This is a genomic window from uncultured Marinobacter sp. (genome assembly GCF_947259545.1).
GTDB lineage: Bacteria > Pseudomonadota > Gammaproteobacteria > Pseudomonadales > Oleiphilaceae > Marinobacter.
The window spans coordinates 122,284-139,217 of record NZ_CAMYMK010000003.1 but is presented as its reverse complement, the minus strand read 5'-3'; the positions used below and the strand labels follow the sequence as shown (position 1 = coordinate 139,217).

Genomic DNA, 16,934 nt, shown 5'->3' with positions numbered 1-16,934 from the left:
GGAGTGGTTATGGGCAATCACCATGACAGCATCGCCCTGGACTGGGTTCGGGACGAAATACAGGACACGCTGACCCAGGGTCAGCAGGCACTGGAAGCGTATGTCGAGAACCGCGACGATACCGCACGTCTGCGCTTTTGCCTGAACTACCTCCATCAGGTGCACGGCACCTTGCAGATGGTGGAGTTGTATGGCGCAGCCCTGCTCACCGAGGAGATGGAAAAGCTGACCCAGGCGGTGCTGAATGACACCGTCGGCAATGTGGACGACGCCGTTGAAGTCCTGATGCAGGCTATCCTGCAACTGCCCCAGTACCTGGAACACCTTGCCACCAGCAAGGATGATTTCCCCATGGTACTGCTGCCACTGCTGAATGACCTGCGAGCTGCCCGTGGCGAATCGCTGCTGTCCGACACGTCCCTGTTCAAGCCCGACCTGAGCCCGTCACAGCAGCGGGCCGCCAGCAATGCCTCCCAGCGGCTGCAGGACCCCAAGGTACTCGGTCACATCCGCAAACTGCGGCAGATGTACCAGTTCGCCCTCGCCGGCGTGGTACGTGAAGCGGATCTGGACTCCCACTTTGACTACATGCAGAAGGTGCTCCAGCGGCTGATCCGTCTGTGTCAGAAAACCCCCAGAGGCGAACTCTGGAAAGCCGCTTCGGCCTTTCTGGAAACCCTGCAACACCACGTTAACCCGATCAACACTGCGGTCAAGTCCCTGCTGCGGGAGCTGGATACCGAAATCCGCCGTCTGGGCGACGAACATGTGGATATCCTTCAGCAGCCGATCCCTGAAGCACTGCTGAAAAACCTGCTGTACTACGTGGCACGCGCCCGGGATCTGGACACCCCACAGGTGTCGGAGCTCCGCAAGAGCTACCACCTGGAGCAGGCCCTGCCGTCGGAAGACGACGTCGATGCCGCCAGAACGCGGGTGTCTGGTCCTGGCCGTGAGGCTATTCATTCCGTAGTCAGTGCCCTCAACGAGGAGCTGGCCAAACTCAAGGACCAGCTCGACCTGTTCGTTCGCTCCGAACTGCGCCAGAACGATGAACTGGAAGATCTGTTGCCGGGGCTGAAACAGGTAGCCAATACCCTGGCGGTCCTTGGCCTCGGCATTCCCCGCAAGGTGGTAACCGAGCAGATCGAACTGGTGGAACGTCTGTCCCGTCAGGGCGATGCTGTCGACGATGGCACTCTGATGGACATCGCCGGAGCCTTGCTCTACATCGAAGCCAGCCTGGCCGGTCTGGACAGTGATCGCTACCAGGAAACGCCGGCAACCGACGAGGCTGAACAGGGCGTAAACCTCGGCAACCGCGAGCTCAATGAAGCCAGTGGCGCACTGCTACGTGAATCCAGAAACACTCTGGAACAAGTGAAGACCGCGATCGTCAATTTCATCGCCTCACAGTGGGATACCCGGGAAATCGAGCATGTGCCCGGCCTGCTGCACAGCATTCGTGGCGGCCTCAGCCTGATCCCCCTGGATCGCGTGGCCGACATGCTGGGCTCCGCGGAACGCTACATCACCGATGTCCTGCTGGGTGGCAAGCAGGTACCCGACTGGAAGCAGCTCGATACCCTGGCGGATGCAGTGACCAGCGTTGAGTATTATCTGGAACGCTTGGCGGAAGGTATCGGCGAAAACGAGAGCATTCTGCACGTTGCCGAGGAAAGCCTGGCCTCCCTGGGCTTCCCCGTGGGTTCCGAGCCAACCTGGCAGCAACCCGGGGAACAGGACACTCCAGTGGTCGACGACAAAGCACCGACCGTTGACGAACAACCGCCAATGGCGGAGGACGCCAAAGGCTCTGATGAAGATCTGCTGGACGATGAGATCCTCGGAATCTTCGTGGAAGAGGCCGAAGAGGTTCTGCAGACCATCCACGACTTCTACCCGCGTCTGCGCCAGAACCACGATGATCGCGAAGCCCTGAGCGAAGTCCGCCGAGCCTTCCACACCCTCAAGGGCAGTGGCCGACTGGTGGGCGCCACCAGTATCGGTGAGTTGGCCTGGTCCGTGGAAAACCTGCTGAACCGGGTGATCGATCAGACCATCAAACCCAACGATGACCTGTTCTCCCTGATCGACGACGTGAATGCCCGCATTCCGTCCCTTATCCGCGAATTCCGGGAAGGCCAGTCAGACGGCGATGTAGTTGAGCTGATCGCACGGGCGGAGGCCATGTCCACCACCCGCAAGACGGATGATGATTCCCCGGCAACAACCGAGGAAGAAGTGCCTGAGACAGAATTGGCCCCGGAACAACCGGAGTCCATCTCAGAGGACCGTGAGGTCGCCGGCACCGCTGACGAAGACGACCTGATTGATGACGAGATCCTTGAGATTTTCATCGAGGAAGCCGGTGAAGTCCTCGATACGATCCGTGAGTACCTGCCCATGTTGTTGCGACAGCATGATGACCGCACGGCGCTGTCGGAAGTCAGACGGGCATTCCATACCCTCAAAGGCAGCGGGCGCATGGTGGGCGCGCTGGTCGTAGGCGAACTGGCCTGGTCCGTGGAGAACATGCTGAATCGCGTTATCGATGGCAGCATCTTCATGAATGACGACATCGCCACCTTGCTGGAGGATGTCACCGCTGCCCTTCCCCCACTGGTAGAGGACTTCGAGAAGCAGCGGCCAGCCAGCCAGGATCCTGCACCACTGGAGGCCCGCGCCAATTCCCTGGCCAATGGCGAAATCCCGGACGCAGACACCATGCCGGCGTTCGACGCCCAGGCCGCGGACACTACCGATACATTCGCCATCGAGGAAGAACACAATGACACCGGTGTGGATCCGGTGTTGCTGGATATATTTGAAAGCGAAGCGGAAACCCACCTGCAAACCCTGAGGGAATTCCTGGGGACCGCAGGTGACAAGGCATCCGTCGCCTACACCGATGACCTTTCCCGCGCGCTGCACACCCTGAAGGGCAGTGCACACACTGCGGGCATCGCGCCGATAGCGGCTGTGATTACGCCCCTGGAGCGTTTCGTCAAGGAATCACGAGCCCAGAACAAGCGCGCAAATCAGGAAGTCATCACGCTGATCGCGGATGCCTGTGAATTTTTGACCCAGGGTCTACGCCAACTCCGACAGGATCCACAGGCGCCCCTTGAAGGGACCGACACGTACCTGGAGCGGCTCGAAACCATAACGGCCGCCACCCTGCGCAGCCATGCCAGCGTCGATGACGAAGCCCCGAGGCAACAACCCGCACCGCAACTGGTCCAACTGTTCCTTAACGAGGGGCTCGACATCCTGCTGGACGCCGACCGTATCCTCGACGGATGGGCAGCGGATCCGCAGCAGACAACGGCGGTCGAAAAACTCCGCACCGAACTTCATCAACTGGCCAATGGCGCTCAGGGAGCAGGCCTGACCGATGTGGCAGGGTTATCGGACGCCCTCGGCCAGACCTATGAGCGTGCCGGATCGCCAGGTTTTACACCGGATGAAGGCTTCTTCACCACGGTGCGTGCTGCCCACGAGCAGTTGATCAACATGATGGACCAGGTGGCCGCAGGGTTGGCCACAGAATCCGGTGACGAACTGATTGCCGAGCTGGATGCGCTGACCATCGACCTCGTCGAACCTGAAGAGTCGGAGCCGGACGCATTCGAACAGGAATTCACCGGGGACCTGGAAGAAATCGACCTCAGTTTCGACATGGAGGAAGAGACACCTCCCGCCGAGGACAGCGAGCAGCAGCCTCCGTTGGCGGAAACCGATGAGGATATGGATCAGGAACTCGCGGAGATCTTCCTGGAAGAAGCCCGCGACCTGATCAACAGTTCGGCCGACACCCTGCACAACTGGAGTGACAACACCGACAACCTTGAGTTGCTGAGACTGCTTCAGCGAGACCTGCATACCCTTAAGGGGGGTGCACGGCTGGCAGATATTCCCGCGGTGGGTGATCTGTCCCATGAACTGGAAACCCTGTTCGAGGGCCTGACCGAACAACGACTGTCGATCACCGACGAACTCTCAGATCTGTTGTTCCGCAGCCATGACCGCCTCGCCGGTATGGTGGATGCACTGGAACAGCAGGAATCGCCGCGCCCGGCACCGGATCTGATCAGTGAAATCCGCGCCTATATGGATACCACCGGGGGATCGCGACCGGTGACGGATGTCACCACACAGGAAGCGGAAGAAGCGCCAGAGCCGGAAAGCCCGGACGAGCCCGGCGAGCTGGAAGCCACCGACTTGTCGCACCTTGATCCCGAGTTGGTGGGCATCTTTCTGGAGGAAGCCTACGACCTGATCAACTCCACCGGTAGCGCCCTGCATACCTGGAGCGAGGATCCATCGAACCGCGATGTCGCGGCCGAGCTGCAACGGGACGTGCACACCCTCAAAGGTGGTGCCCGCATGGCCGGCGCCGACGCTATCGGTGACCTGACCCACGTACTCGAAGACCTATTCGAGAAAGTTGCGGAAGGCCAGCTGGCGGCCAGCGGTGACATGACGGACCTGCTGTTCGCCTGTCATGACCGGCTGGCACAGATGGTCGAGCAGGTGGCCACACAGAAACCCTGCCCCCCGGCCTATGAGCTTATCGCCGAGGTGAAGGCTATCCTCTCGGGCGAAACCGCCTCTCCACGACAGGATGTGAGCGAGGCAATCCCGGAAGCCAGCGACGACGAATTGATCGGCATATTCCTTGATGAAGGTCTGGAGATCCAGGCAGCCATCAGCGAGTGCCTGGCGCAGTGGCGGGATGAGCCGGAGGAATTTACCGGCGTTACCCAGCTCCAGCAGGAACTCCATACGCTCAAAGGCGGTGCCCGCCTGTCCGACGTCGACCCCATCGCCGATCTGGCGGACGCATGGTCCGACGCTCTGGACCCGCTGATCAGCGGGGGCAGTAGTCAGGCTGCAATGTTGGCACTGAGCGACCGGGCCCTGGACAATCTCAAGCAGATGCTGGCCAGTCTTGAAGACGGCGAAAAACCGGAGGCAAACCAGACTCTGGTGCAGGCACTGCTCGATGCGCACAAGGCCGCGGCAGCGGACGTGTCCGGGGAGAGCACATCCGAACCCACCGCCGAATCGGACGTCGATCCCGAAGTACTGGAGATCTTCCTGGAGGAAGCCGGCGAAATCCTCGACCAGTTGGAGCATCTGCTGGAGGATTGGCGCAAGGAACCGACCAGTCACCATTTCAACCAGGAAGCCCAACGCGCGCTGCATACCCTCAAGGGCGGCGCTCGCCTGTCTCAGCTCAGAGAGCTGGGTGACCGGGCCCACGCCTTTGAAACCCGACTGATCGACCTGGGTGGCAACGCCCCGGACGACCAGACCTGGCAAGCCATCACTGATGATAACGACGCCATCGTGGCGTTGGTCAACCGGATCCGCGAAGGCGCCTGGCAGGATGACGCCGCTCCAGCGCCAGCCTCCGAACCGGCCCCCGAAAAGCCGGAGGCGCAAGAGCAGCCCGCCGCTGAAGCGGCACCGGCACCCGAGAAACCCTCTCAGCCAGCGCCTGCGCCGACGCCGAAAAAGTCGTCGGCCAAGCCCCGCAAGAAAGCGGCGGATGCCCAGCGGGCAGCCCAGGAAACCATTCGGGTATCGGCTCCATTGCTGGACGAACTGGTCAACCTCGCGGGTGAAACCAGTATTACCCGTGGCCGGCTGGAACAGCAGAGCAGCGATTTCAGCTACACCCTGGACGAGATGGCGGCCACCATCGAACGTCTGCGTGAACAGCTGCGGCGGATGGATATCGAGACCGAAACCCAGATTCTTTTCCGCGCCGAAAAGGAACACGGACCGGACTACGGCGACGATTTCGATCCCCTGGAAATGGACCGCTATTCCTCGATCCAGCAGCTGTCACGGGCCTTGACCGAGTCCTCATCGGACCTTGCGGATCTCCGTGAGACCCTGTCCGACCGGGTGCGGGATACCGAGACCCTGCTGGTACAGCAGTCCCGCATCAACACGGAACTGCAAGAAGGTCTGATGAAGACCCGCATGATTCCGTTTGCCTCCATGGTGCCGAGACTGCGTCGTATCGTCCGCCAGATCAGCGGCGAGCTGGGCAAGAAAGTCGAGTTTGACGTCCGTAACCCGGAAGGGGAAATGGACCGCAACATCCTTGAGCGCATGGTGGCCCCACTCGAGCATATGCTCCGTAATGCCCTGGACCACGGCATCGAAACGCCGGCTGACCGCCTGAAGTCCGGCAAGCCGGAAACCGGTGAAGTGACCCTGTCACTGACCCGAGAAGGCGGCGACGTGGTGCTGCGGATGATTGATGACGGCGCCGGTATTCCGTCCAGCGTGATCCGGGACAAGGCCATTCGTCAGGGCATGCTGTCCCCGGACGAGGACCTGAGCGAGCGGGAAGTCCTGCAATTCATCCTGCAGCCGGGCTTTTCCACGGCACAGCAGGTCACGCAGATCTCCGGCCGCGGTGTTGGCATGGACGTGGTTGCCAGCGAGATCAAACAGCTGGGCGGCAGCCTCGACATTGACTCCACCGTAGGCCGTGGCACCACCTTCACCGTACGTCTGCCCTTTACCGTTTCGGTGAACCGGGCACTGATGGTGTCCACCGGCGAGGATTTCTACGCCATCCCGCTGAACACCATCGAAGGTATCGTGCGGGTCAGCACCTATGAGCTTGAGGAATACTACAAACCGGACGCGCCGCTGTATGAATACGCCGGCCAGCAATACCGGCTGCAGTACCTCGGCAACCTGCTGAACAGTGATCACCATCCGAAACTCCAGGGACAGGCGCTGCCACTGCCGGTCATTCTGGTTCGTGGTACCGAGCAGCCAATGGCCCTGCAGGTGGACAACCTGATGGGTAGCCGTGAAATCGTGGTGAAATCCCTGGGGCCACAGTTCAACTCGGTGCGGGGTGTTTCCGGTGCCACCATTCTGGGTGACGGTAACGTGGTGGTGATTCTCGATCTGCCGGCAATGATCCGTTCCGACATCCTGTCCGAACGCCAACGCCTGGCCAGCCTGGAAAAAGCCCGCGAATCCGCGCGCTACGAGCAGCATGAGACCCTGGTCATGGTGGTGGATGATTCTGTAACCGTGCGCAAGGTGACCTCCCGCCTGCTCGAGCGCAACGGCATGGAGGTGATTACCGCCAAGGATGGTCTCGATGCCGTGGCACAGCTGCAGGATCATAAGCCGGACATCATCCTTCTGGATATCGAAATGCCGCGCATGGACGGTTTCGAAGTCGCCAGCTTTGTGCGCCATGACGATAACCTGCAGGATACCCCGATCTGCATGATCACTTCCCGGACCGGCGAAAAGCACCGGGAGCGGGCGCTGGCGATTGGTGTCAACGAATACCTCGGCAAGCCTTTCCAGGAAACCGAGCTGCTTGAGACCATTACCCGGTTGACCAGGAAGCAGTGATGGCCGGCCTTCCGTCAGGCCGGCCCAGGGTCGGGATCGTGTCGGACATCGTCCTGCAGAGGCATCGTCTGCAGGCGGCCGCCGAAAAGGTCGGCCTCAACGTGTGTTTTATCGGCGATCCGGACCGTCTGCAGGATTACCCGGAATTTCCGGAGGCGGACCTCTGGCTGGTTACCCTGGAAGACGAAGCGGACCACCCGGTGTTGTTCGACCACCTGCTTGGCAATACCGACGCGCCGGTGCTGTTCGGACTCGACCCGGCGCCCAAACCCGGCACCACCGACTATTTCCGTTGGGAACAGCGTCTGATCAGCAAACTGGAACAGCAGCTGGGCCACCTGGAAGAGCTGGATTCGGAAGCCAGCCTGCAGGAACTGGCGGCACAGTCACCGATGGACGCACCGCCGTTACCCCACTGGATTCCACCGGCGGCGGCAGGCTCCATCGCCAGGGAGATCTGGATTCTCGGTGCTTCCCTGGGAGGCCCCGCAGCGGTGAAAACCTTTCTGGATCACCTGCCCCCCGGATTACCCGTTGGTTTTATCTACGCCCAGCATATCGATGGTAACTTCACCGATGTGCTGACCCGGGTCCTGGGGCGCCACGCTCATTACCAGCTCAAAGGCGCGGAAACCGGTTACCAGGTACGTAATGGGGATGTCGTGCTGTTGCCAGTGGAGCGGGAGTGGGCACTGGATGCAGACGGCGCACTGATGGAAAAGGATACCCCCTGGCCCGGGCCTTACGGCCCCTCCATTGACCAGGTCCTGCTGAACATTGCCGACCATTATGGCAACCGTTGCCATGCTATCCTGTTTTCCGGCATGGGTAACGACGGGGCGATTGCAGCACCACTGCTGAAAGCCTACGGTAGCCGCATCTGGGTCCAGGAAAGCAACAGCTGTGGTAACAGCTCGATGCCCGAATCGGTCGCTGCGACCGGGTGCACCTCCTTCTGCGGCACACCGGAACAGCTGGCCCGGGAACTAGTCAAAACGATTGAAGAATCCTGCCTGCTCAAGGGCCGGCAAAAAAGGGATTCCGCCTGAGGAAATGAGTGATGAGTGATAACAGTCAAACCCTCTCCTGCGTCATGATCCCGATGAACGGCAGACAACTCCTGTTGCCGAACGTGTCCATTGCCGAAGTGGTGGATTACGCCAGCTCTGACGCCGGCGCCAATACGCCGGAGTGGCTGGTGGGGCACCTGAACTGGCGGGGGCTGAACCTGCCGGTCATCTCCTACGACGCGGCTAATGGGGCCACCCTGACGATCCCCGGCGACAACCGCGGTCGTATCGTAGTGCTCAATACCATCGGCAACGAGCACCAGCAGGTCCCGTTCATGGCACTGGTGACCCAGGGTATTCCCAGCCAGGCGCGCCTGAGCGAAGAGCAGATCCGCAAACTGGACGGTGAAGCCGGCCCCGCTGATCTGATGCAGGTTGAGGTGGAAGGCGATACCGCCTGGATTCCCAACCTTGAATACCTGGAATCACTGGCCGCCGAAGTCGCTCACTGATCACGCTGGAAGCTCCGGTGGCATGATTTGTCGGATGACGCCCTGCCAATCCGACCTATGGGGGATTCCATAGACATAGGGGCATGGCGTGGACGTTTGCAAATGTTATAATGTTGCAAATTCTCCAGGACAGTGGCCATGTCGACCAGCGCTCTTCCCTATCGCCCGCACAATCACGACGCCTGTGTTGCCCAGGCGCTGGCCGATGCCCGAGCGATCTGCCAGCAACGGAATGCACGGCTGACCCCGACCCGTGAGCGGGTACTGGAACTGATCTGGCAGTCCCACAAGCCGCTGGGTGCCTATGACGTTCTGGCGGTGCTGACCGAAGACGGCCATAACGCCGCTCCGCCAACAGTGTACCGGGCGCTGGATTTCCTGCAGCAACATGGATTGGTTCACCGTATTGCCTCATTGAACGCCTTCGTTGGCTGTACCCACGCCGGCAAGCACCACAACGGGATGTTCCTGATCTGCCGTAGCTGCAGTAATGTGCTGGAACTGACCGCTCCGAAGGTGGCCCAAGCGGTGTCAGACGCCGCCTCCGCCGAAGCCTTCCAACCGGAAGACGTGATGATCGAGGTCGCCGGTCTCTGTCCGGCCTGCCGCATGGATGCCCCTCATGACTGAGCCCCTGGTAACCCTCAAGCAGGTGACCATTGCCTTTGACGACCGTCCGGTGGTGGACCGGGTGGACCTGCAAGTCCATCGCGGGGACATCATCACCATTATCGGCCCCAACGGCGCCGGAAAGACCACCCTGATCAAAGCCGTGCTCGGTATCCAGCGAGTGACGCAGGGATCGGTGAAGCTTACCCGTAACCTCACCGTCGGTTACGTGCCACAACACCTGGCTCTGGAATCCACCCTGCCATTGACGGTCAGACGCTTCATGGCCCTGAGCGGACGCTCCGACCCGGAGTGTCGGGCCGCACTGGAGAAGACCGGCGTGGAGCACCTGATCGACGCCTCGATCCATCACCTGTCGGGAGGCGAAAAGCAGCGCCTGTTACTGGCCCGCGCCCTGGCGAGGAAACCGGACCTGCTGGTACTCGACGAACCGGCGCAAGGTGTCGACATCAACGGTCAGGCGGCGCTCTATGATCTCATTCGGCAGCTACGGGACCAGCTGCACTGCGGCGTGATCATGATCTCCCACGACCTTCACCTGGTGATGGCCGCCACGGACAAGGTGATCTGCCTCAATCAGCACATCTGCTGCAGCGGTTATCCGGCGGATATTTCCCACGACCCCGCGTTTATCGAAACCTTTGGTCAACCCGTGGCGGAAAGTCTGGCGGTGTATCACCATCACCATAATCACCGCCACGACCTGCACGGCGACGTGGTATCCGGGGTGGTCACCGACGACAGCCACAAGGAGTGCGACCATGCCCATCATTGACGCGGTACTGGACGACTTTTTCTGGCGAGCGCTGCTGGGCGGACTCGGTGTTGCCCTGGTGGCCGGGCCCCTCGGTTGTTTCGTGGTCTGGCGGAGAATGGCGTATTTTGGCGATACCCTGGCTCACTCCGCGCTGCTGGGCATAGCCCTGAGCTTCCTGATCAGCGTTCCTCTCAACGTCGGTGTCATTATCACTTGTGTGGTGCTTGCAATCGCCCTGGTGCTGCTGTCCCGCAGCCACACGCTGGCGACCGACACCCTGCTGGGCATTCTCGCCCACAGCGCGCTGGCTATTGGTCTGGTCACCCTCAGCTTCATGCCCGATGTCCGCGTCGACCTCACCGGCCTGTTGTTCGGCGACCTGCTGGCCATGAGCCGTGATGACCTGCTATGGATCTACGGCGGCGCCCTGCTGATCCTGTTGCTGCTGATGAAGCTCTGGCGCAGCCTGCTGATGAGCACTATCCACGAAGAGCTGGCACGGGTGGAAGGCATTCCCGTTGAACGTCTGCGGCTGGTATTGATGTTGATGTTCTCACTGGTGATTGCCGTGGCCATGAAAATCGTCGGTGTACTGCTGATCACCGCACTATTGATCATTCCGGCTGCCACCGCACGCCGTCTGGCGCGAAGTCCCGAGCACATGACCCTGCTGGCGGTTATTTTTGGGTTCGTCGCGGTCGGAGGCGGGCTGACTCTGTCCTGGAACCTGGATACCCCGGCCGGACCTTCGGTGGTAGTAACAGCATTCAGTGTGTTCCTGCTGATTTATGGCGGAGCCCGACAGACCCAGACCTGACAGTCCTGCTTTTCCTGCAGTGCTCCGTTGGTCTAAAGTGTAGGTCAGCGGGAGCACAACCCGCCCCCTGATCGTTATCGATCGCCAAGACGGACGGAGCCATGGAAAGCACCAGTCTCAACAGGAGCCCGGGGCAGTATATTCGTTCACTATGGCGCCCGTTCCTCTGGGTGCCACTGGTGGTGTTGATTGCTGGCCTGACCGTCACCGCTTTCACTGCCGAACAGCTGGCTAACCATACTCGCATCCTCGCGGAGCATGCCTATCGTGCCCAGCACGACGCCCTCGTCAACCGCCTGCACGCCGAGGCTGTAGCCCAGTCCCCCCAGCGGCAGGTGGAAGAATGGCTGGCGTCGGTGTTTTCCATGCCTTACCCCAGCCTTGCAGCGATACGGGTGGACACTCTGGAACGACACACCAAAATGCCTCTGTTCCAGTCCGGGTCCCCGGTCCCACTGGATGAATCGGGCTCCCTGCGCTCGGAGATCAACCTCGACAAGCATCACTGGCTCATCACCACCATGCCGGACAACACCGTCTTCCAGCAACGAGCCAACACCGCACGATATGCCACCTGGACGGCGGGCACCATGATTACAGCCATCGGCGTGGCACTGACACTTCTGCTGTGCGCCCGGATTTACACGCTCCGTAACCAGCTGAATGACCGGCAACTTGCCAACGAAAAGCTGGACCAGCAGCTGGGCAATATGCAGGTGGAAAAATCCATCCTGCGCCAGGCGCTGAATGACAGCGAACACCGTAGCCGGGATCTGGTAGCACTCTCCGGGGCCATGATCGGGGAACTGGATGAGCAGGGTTGCGTTGGTTTCATGTCGGCCAATGCCGCAGACTGGCTGGAGCGCGCACCTGCTGACTTGTCGGGAACACCCTTTGAGGACCTGGTTGCTCCCGAACACCGCGCCAACTTCCGCAAAGCCCTGGCAGCGGCACGCAGCGAAAAACAGATGCATCGGATCGACCTGGCATTGCTGACCGCCGACCAGGACGCAAACGTTGTACCCGCGACGCTCCGTATCCTGGCTTTGCAGGATCCCCTCCATGGCTTTACCGGTTATCGGATCAGCGCGCGGCCGGGCACAGCTGCGCCGTCATAGCATCGCTACAGGGCTTTGTGGGAACCATCGCAGAGAGGCGCGCTACCGGTCTGTTTGCAACCGCAGAACCAGACCCATTCCTTTTTCTCCGCCACGTACTTGATCGGGGTAAAACCGGTCCCCTTGTGTGAGCCATCGCAAAAAGGCTGGGACTGACTGCGACCACAGGCACACCAGAAATAACTCTTGCCTGCCTCTACCAGAACCGAACAGGGCGTTGTCCTGGGGATTTCGGGCTTTGCAGCGGCCATGGAAGACTCCTCATCATTGATGTCATGTCCTTTGGGCAGTATAGCCGTGATGCGCAACCCCGTTGCCAACACCCAAACATTCCAATATCATTATATTCACTTTTTGTTATATATGGTGATAAGCATGTCATCCCGCCGTAAAGTCCTGTTTGTCTGCACCGCCAACAGCGCCCGTTCCCTGATGGCCGAAGCCCTGCTCAGGGACATGGCGGGGGATCATTTCGACGTCGCCAGTGCGGGGACCCAACCGACGCAACCTCACCCGCTGGCGCGGCAGTGCATTCGCGAAGCTGGAATCAATCCCGACACAGTGCACAGCAAGCCGTTGAGCAGTTTGAGTGACGAGAAATGGGACTATGTCATCACCCTGTGTGACAAGGCCTCGCAGGAATGCCACGCCATCGGTGAGACCGCCCAGCGCATCGCCTGGGATTTTCCGGACCCCGTACCCACTAATCGGCATGCGGTATTCTCGCTGCTGATGAAAGAACTCCGGGAACGGCTGAGCCTGTTCGTCATGGTGCACCAGAAAGCCACCAGCCAGGCCGTCAGTTACGATCCTGCAGCGGTGTTCAAGGCATTGGGCGACGAGAACCGACTTGCCATCATGCTAATGATCCGACAACAGACCGAACTGTGCGTCTGCGAACTCACCACCGCACTGGAGGCATCCCAGCCCAAGATCAGTCGCCACCTCGCTCAGCTCCGTGAACTGGCCCTGCTGGATGATGAGCGCCGTGGCCAGTGGGTCTACTACCGCCTGCACCCGGCTATACCGGACTGGGTTCTTGGGGTGCTAAGGGAAACGGCCGATGCCAACAGCGCTATCCTGCAACCGTTCCTGACGCGACTGGCCACCATGCCCGACCGCCCCGTAAAAATGGACTGTGTCTGATGGGAAATTTTGAACGCTACCTCAGCCTGTGGGTTGCCCTCGCAATTATTCTGGGCATCACGTCCGGCACCCTGCTGCCCGGACTGTTCGAGTTCGTCGCCAGCCTGACTTATGCCCACGTCAACCTGGTGGTGGCGGTATTCATCTGGGCGATGATCTACCCGATGATGGTGCAAGTGGACTTCACCGCCATCAAAAATGTTGGCCGTAAGCCCCAGGGGCTGGCGTTAACACTGGTGGTCAACTGGCTGATCAAGCCCTTTACCATGGCCGCGCTGGGCTGGCTGTTCTTCAAGGTCCTGTTCGCCGACCTGGTGGACCCGACCACCGCCACCGAGTACATCGCCGGCATGATCCTGCTGGGGGTCGCCCCCTGTACCGCCATGGTGTTCGTCTGGAGCCAACTGACCCGGGGCGATTCCGGCTACACCCTGGTGCAGGTATCGGTAAACGACATCATCATGATCTTCGCCTTCGCCCCTATCGCGGCATTCCTGCTGGGCCTGTCATCCATCACCGTGCCCTGGGAAACCCTGGTGCTTTCGGTGTTGCTGTACGTCGTCGCCCCGTTGATTGCCGGCATCCTGACCCGAAAGTGGCTGCTGCGTGACGGTCAGGAGAGACTGAATCACTGGCTACAGCGCAGCAAACCCACCACGATCATGGGGCTTCTGGCGACAGTAGTGCTGCTGTTCGGCCTGCAGGCGGACCGGATTCTCGACAACCCCTACGCCATCGGCCTGATTGCCATTCCGTTGCTGATCCAGAGCTACGGCATTTTCTTTATCGCCTACTTTGCAGCGCGCAAAATGAAGTTGCCCCATAACGTTGCCGCACCGGCCGGACTGATCGGCACCTCCAATTTCTTCGAACTGGCGGTGGCCGTGGCCATCAGCCTGTTCGGACTGACTTCCGGAGCGGCACTGGCCACCGTTGTCGGCGTGTTGGTGGAAGTTCCGGTGATGCTGTCATTGGTCGCATTCGCGAACAGAACCAGACACTGGTTCCCGCAACCTGCAGTCTGAAAAGCGGGCCAGTACGGAGTCCGCGGCAGTTGTGGTGGTAATGGGTCAAAAACAGGAACCGTGGCTTCCTTGAACGTTTTTGACCCATTACCACCACAACCGCCACACCAGAGTTAAGTCACGAATTGCCCCGGAGGGAACAGTGATGAACAGAATCAAAGTGGGTATCAACGGTTTCGGTCGAATCGGCCGGCTGGCACTTCGGGCTGCCTGGGGGTGGCCGGAGCTGGAGTTTATTGCCGTCAACGATCCTGGCGCCGATGCAGGAACGCTGGCACACCTACTGAACTTTGACAGTGTGCATGGGCGCTGGGACCACGAAGCCACTACGGATGGCACCAACATTGTCATTGGCGATCAAAGAATCCGCGTTACTCATAACCAGACTATCGGGGAAACCGACTGGTCTGGCTGTGATCTGGTGATTGAAGCCAGTGGCGTCAACAAGAAAGTCAGCGCCTTACAGGAGTATCTGGATCAGGGCGTGAAACGCGTTGTGGTGACCGCACCGGTCAAAGAGGCGGGAGCCAAAAACATCGTGGTCGGTGTAAACGACAATATCTTTGATCCCGCCAACGACCGAATCGTGACTGCCGCCTCGTGCACCACCAACTGCTTGGCACCGGTGGTGAAGGTGATTCACGAGAACCTGGGCATCAAGCATGGTTCCATCACCACCATTCACAGCCTGACCAATACCCAGACCATTATCGATGCGCCCCATAAGGACCTGCGTCGTGCCCGGGCCTGCGGCAGTTCACTGATCCCCACCACCACCGGTTCAGCTACCGCCATCATCGAGATCTTCCCGGAACTGAAGGGTCGGCTGGATGGTCACGCAGTGCGGGTTCCACTAACCAACGCATCGCTGACCGACTGCGTGTTCGAGGTGAACCAGCCTACGGACCGGGAAACGGTAAATCAGTTGCTGAAGGAAGCCGCCGAAGGCGACCTGAAGGGCATCCTGGGTTACGAGGAACGCCCGCTGGTGTCTATCGACTACAAGACCGATCCGCGCTCATCCATTATCGACGCCCTGTCCACCATGGTGGTTAACGGCACCCAGGTGAAACTCTACGCCTGGTACGACAACGAGTGGGGTTACGCCAACCGCACCGCCGAACTGGCACGCCGGGTAGGTTCCGCCTGATATGACGCCAGCCATCCGACAGTATCTGGTGATCACCGGCAACTACTGGGCCTTCACCCTGACGGATGGGGCCCTGCGGATGCTGGTGGTGCTGCATTTCCACCAGTTGGGCTACTCACCGCTGGAAATCGCCCTGCTGTTCATTTTCTACGAGTTTTTCGGCGTAGTGACCAACCTGGTGGGCGGCTACCTCGGTGCCCGCATCGGCCTGAACCGCACCATGAACCTGGGGCTGTTCCTGCAAGTGCTTGCACTGGGCATGCTCGCGGTACCCGCGGCCATGCTGACCGTGCCCTGGGTCATGGCCGCCCAGGCGCTGTCCGGCATCGCCAAAGACCTGAACAAGATGTCCGCCAAAAGCGGTATCAAACTTCTGGTTCCCGATGAGCAACAGGGCAAGCTGTACAAGTGGGTGGCCATCCTCACTGGCTCCAAGAACACCCTGAAAGGCGTCGGCTTCTTCCTGGGCGGGGTACTGCTGATGGCCGCCGGTTTCAAAGGTGCGGTCATCATCATGGGCGCCGGCCTGCTGCTGGTATGGCTGGCCAGCCTGTTCCTGCTCAAACAGGAACTGGGCAAGAGCAAAGCCAAACCCAAGTTCACCGACATCCTGTCTAAGAGCCGCGCCATCAACGTCCTCTCCGCCGCCCGCCTGTTCCTGTTCGGCGCCCGCGACGTCTGGTTCGTCGTGGCCCTGCCAGTCTACCTGCACACCGTGTTCGGCTGGGATTTCTGGAAAGTCGGCGGCTTCATGGCCACCTGGATCATCGGCTACGGCTTCATCCAAACCATCGCGCCACGCATAACCGGCAGCATGGAAGGCAAACAACCGGCAGTGCTCTGGGCAGCCGCCCTGGCATTGATCCCTGCGGCGATCGCCATAGGCCTGATGGCGGGCTGGTCGCCACAGGTGGTGGTGATCGGAGGTTTGCTGTTATTCGGCGTACTGTTTGCCATCAACTCCTCCCTCCACAGCTACTTGATCGTCAGCTACGCAAGAGGCGACGGCGTGTCACTGGATGTGGGCTTTTACTACATGTCCAACGCCGCAGGGCGGCTTCTCGGCACAATCCTGTCCGGCTGGATTTACCAGACCTATGGCCTGGAAGCCTGCCTCTGGATATCCGCCAGCCTGGTAGCAATGGCCGCCACTCTGGCCTCCGGATTACCTGAAAAGCGGGCAGAGCAAACCGGACAGATATAACCCCCAAGGCGTTTCAGCACACGGCCCAATGAGGGCGGGTGGGGTCACAGAGTCAAAAAATTCAAAGAAACCACGTTTCTCCTTTTTGACTCTGTGACCCCACCCGCCCGAAACTCCAACCAGAAGCTACCCGCCAATCCGCCGGTAAAAACGGGCAA

12 protein-coding genes are annotated in these 16,934 nt (G+C 60.2%); 11 read left to right on the top strand and 1 reads right to left on the bottom strand.

What is annotated here, in order from left to right; genetic code table 11:
• Nucleotides 1–9: 9 nt before the first annotated feature.
• The 7 genes from Q0Y21_RS06425 to Q0Y21_RS06395 all read left to right on the top strand — a co-directional run bounded on the left by Q0Y21_RS06425 (nucleotide 10) and on the right by Q0Y21_RS06395 (nucleotide 12,251).
• Nucleotides 10–7,407 (top strand): Hpt domain-containing protein, encoded by a 7,398-nt coding sequence (locus Q0Y21_RS06425; protein WP_297792763.1) that lies wholly within the window; start codon nucleotides 10–12, stop codon nucleotides 7,405–7,407.
• Complete coding sequence (locus Q0Y21_RS06420; RefSeq protein WP_297792760.1) at nucleotides 7,407–8,456, top strand: chemotaxis protein CheB; 1,050 nt, start codon at nucleotides 7,407–7,409, stop codon at nucleotides 8,454–8,456. Before Q0Y21_RS06425 ends, Q0Y21_RS06420 begins: the two co-directional genes overlap by 1 nt.
• Nucleotides 8,457–8,467: 11 nt before the next feature.
• Nucleotides 8,468–8,929, top strand: coding sequence for a chemotaxis protein CheW (locus Q0Y21_RS06415; protein WP_297792757.1), 462 nt, complete (start codon nucleotides 8,468–8,470; stop codon nucleotides 8,927–8,929).
• Between the two features lie 138 nt (nucleotides 8,930–9,067).
• Entirely contained in the window at nucleotides 9,068–9,559 is a 492-nt protein-coding gene (locus Q0Y21_RS06410; RefSeq protein ID WP_297792754.1) for a Fur family transcriptional regulator, read from the top strand.
• Nucleotides 9,552–10,334 (top strand): zinc ABC transporter ATP-binding protein ZnuC, encoded by a 783-nt coding sequence (gene znuC, locus Q0Y21_RS06405; protein WP_297792752.1) that lies wholly within the window; start codon nucleotides 9,552–9,554, stop codon nucleotides 10,332–10,334. Before Q0Y21_RS06410 ends, znuC begins: the two co-directional genes overlap by 8 nt.
• The gene (znuB, locus tag Q0Y21_RS06400; RefSeq protein ID WP_297792750.1) at nucleotides 10,321–11,133 is read left to right on the top strand and encodes a zinc ABC transporter permease subunit ZnuB; all 813 of its coding nucleotides are present in this window, start codon (nucleotides 10,321–10,323) and stop codon (nucleotides 11,131–11,133) included. The genes znuC and znuB overlap by 14 nt, the downstream gene beginning before the upstream one ends.
• A gap of 101 nt (nucleotides 11,134–11,234) precedes the next feature.
• Nucleotides 11,235–12,251, top strand: coding sequence for a PAS domain-containing protein (locus Q0Y21_RS06395; RefSeq protein ID WP_297792747.1), 1,017 nt, complete (start codon nucleotides 11,235–11,237; stop codon nucleotides 12,249–12,251).
• Nucleotides 12,252–12,256: 5 nt separating this feature from the next.
• On the opposite strand, the gene Q0Y21_RS06390 is transcribed toward Q0Y21_RS06395, so the two are convergent.
• The gene (locus Q0Y21_RS06390) at nucleotides 12,257–12,502 is read right to left on the bottom strand and encodes a CDGSH iron-sulfur domain-containing protein (protein ID WP_297792744.1); all 246 of its coding nucleotides are present in this window, start codon (nucleotides 12,500–12,502) and stop codon (nucleotides 12,257–12,259) included.
• Nucleotides 12,503–12,626: 124 nt separating this feature from the next.
• Here Q0Y21_RS06390 and Q0Y21_RS06385 point away from each other — a divergent pair, with 124 nt between their 5' ends.
• The 4 genes from Q0Y21_RS06385 to arsJ all read left to right on the top strand — a co-directional run bounded on the left by Q0Y21_RS06385 (nucleotide 12,627) and on the right by arsJ (nucleotide 16,776).
• Nucleotides 12,627–13,397, top strand: a complete 771-nt coding sequence (locus tag Q0Y21_RS06385) for a metalloregulator ArsR/SmtB family transcription factor (RefSeq protein ID WP_297792742.1) — start codon at nucleotides 12,627–12,629, stop codon at nucleotides 13,395–13,397.
• Nucleotides 13,397–14,422, top strand: coding sequence for an ACR3 family arsenite efflux transporter (gene arsB / locus Q0Y21_RS06380; protein WP_297792739.1), 1,026 nt, complete (start codon nucleotides 13,397–13,399; stop codon nucleotides 14,420–14,422). Before Q0Y21_RS06385 ends, arsB begins: the two co-directional genes overlap by 1 nt.
• Nucleotides 14,423–14,567: 145 nt before the next feature.
• The gene (locus Q0Y21_RS06375) at nucleotides 14,568–15,572 is read left to right on the top strand and encodes an ArsJ-associated glyceraldehyde-3-phosphate dehydrogenase (protein ID WP_297792737.1); all 1,005 of its coding nucleotides are present in this window, start codon (nucleotides 14,568–14,570) and stop codon (nucleotides 15,570–15,572) included.
• Nucleotide 15,573: 1 nt separating this feature from the next.
• Nucleotides 15,574–16,776 (top strand): organoarsenical effux MFS transporter ArsJ, encoded by a 1,203-nt coding sequence (gene arsJ, locus Q0Y21_RS06370; protein WP_297792734.1) that lies wholly within the window; start codon nucleotides 15,574–15,576, stop codon nucleotides 16,774–16,776.
• Nucleotides 16,777–16,934: the final 158 nt, after the last annotated feature.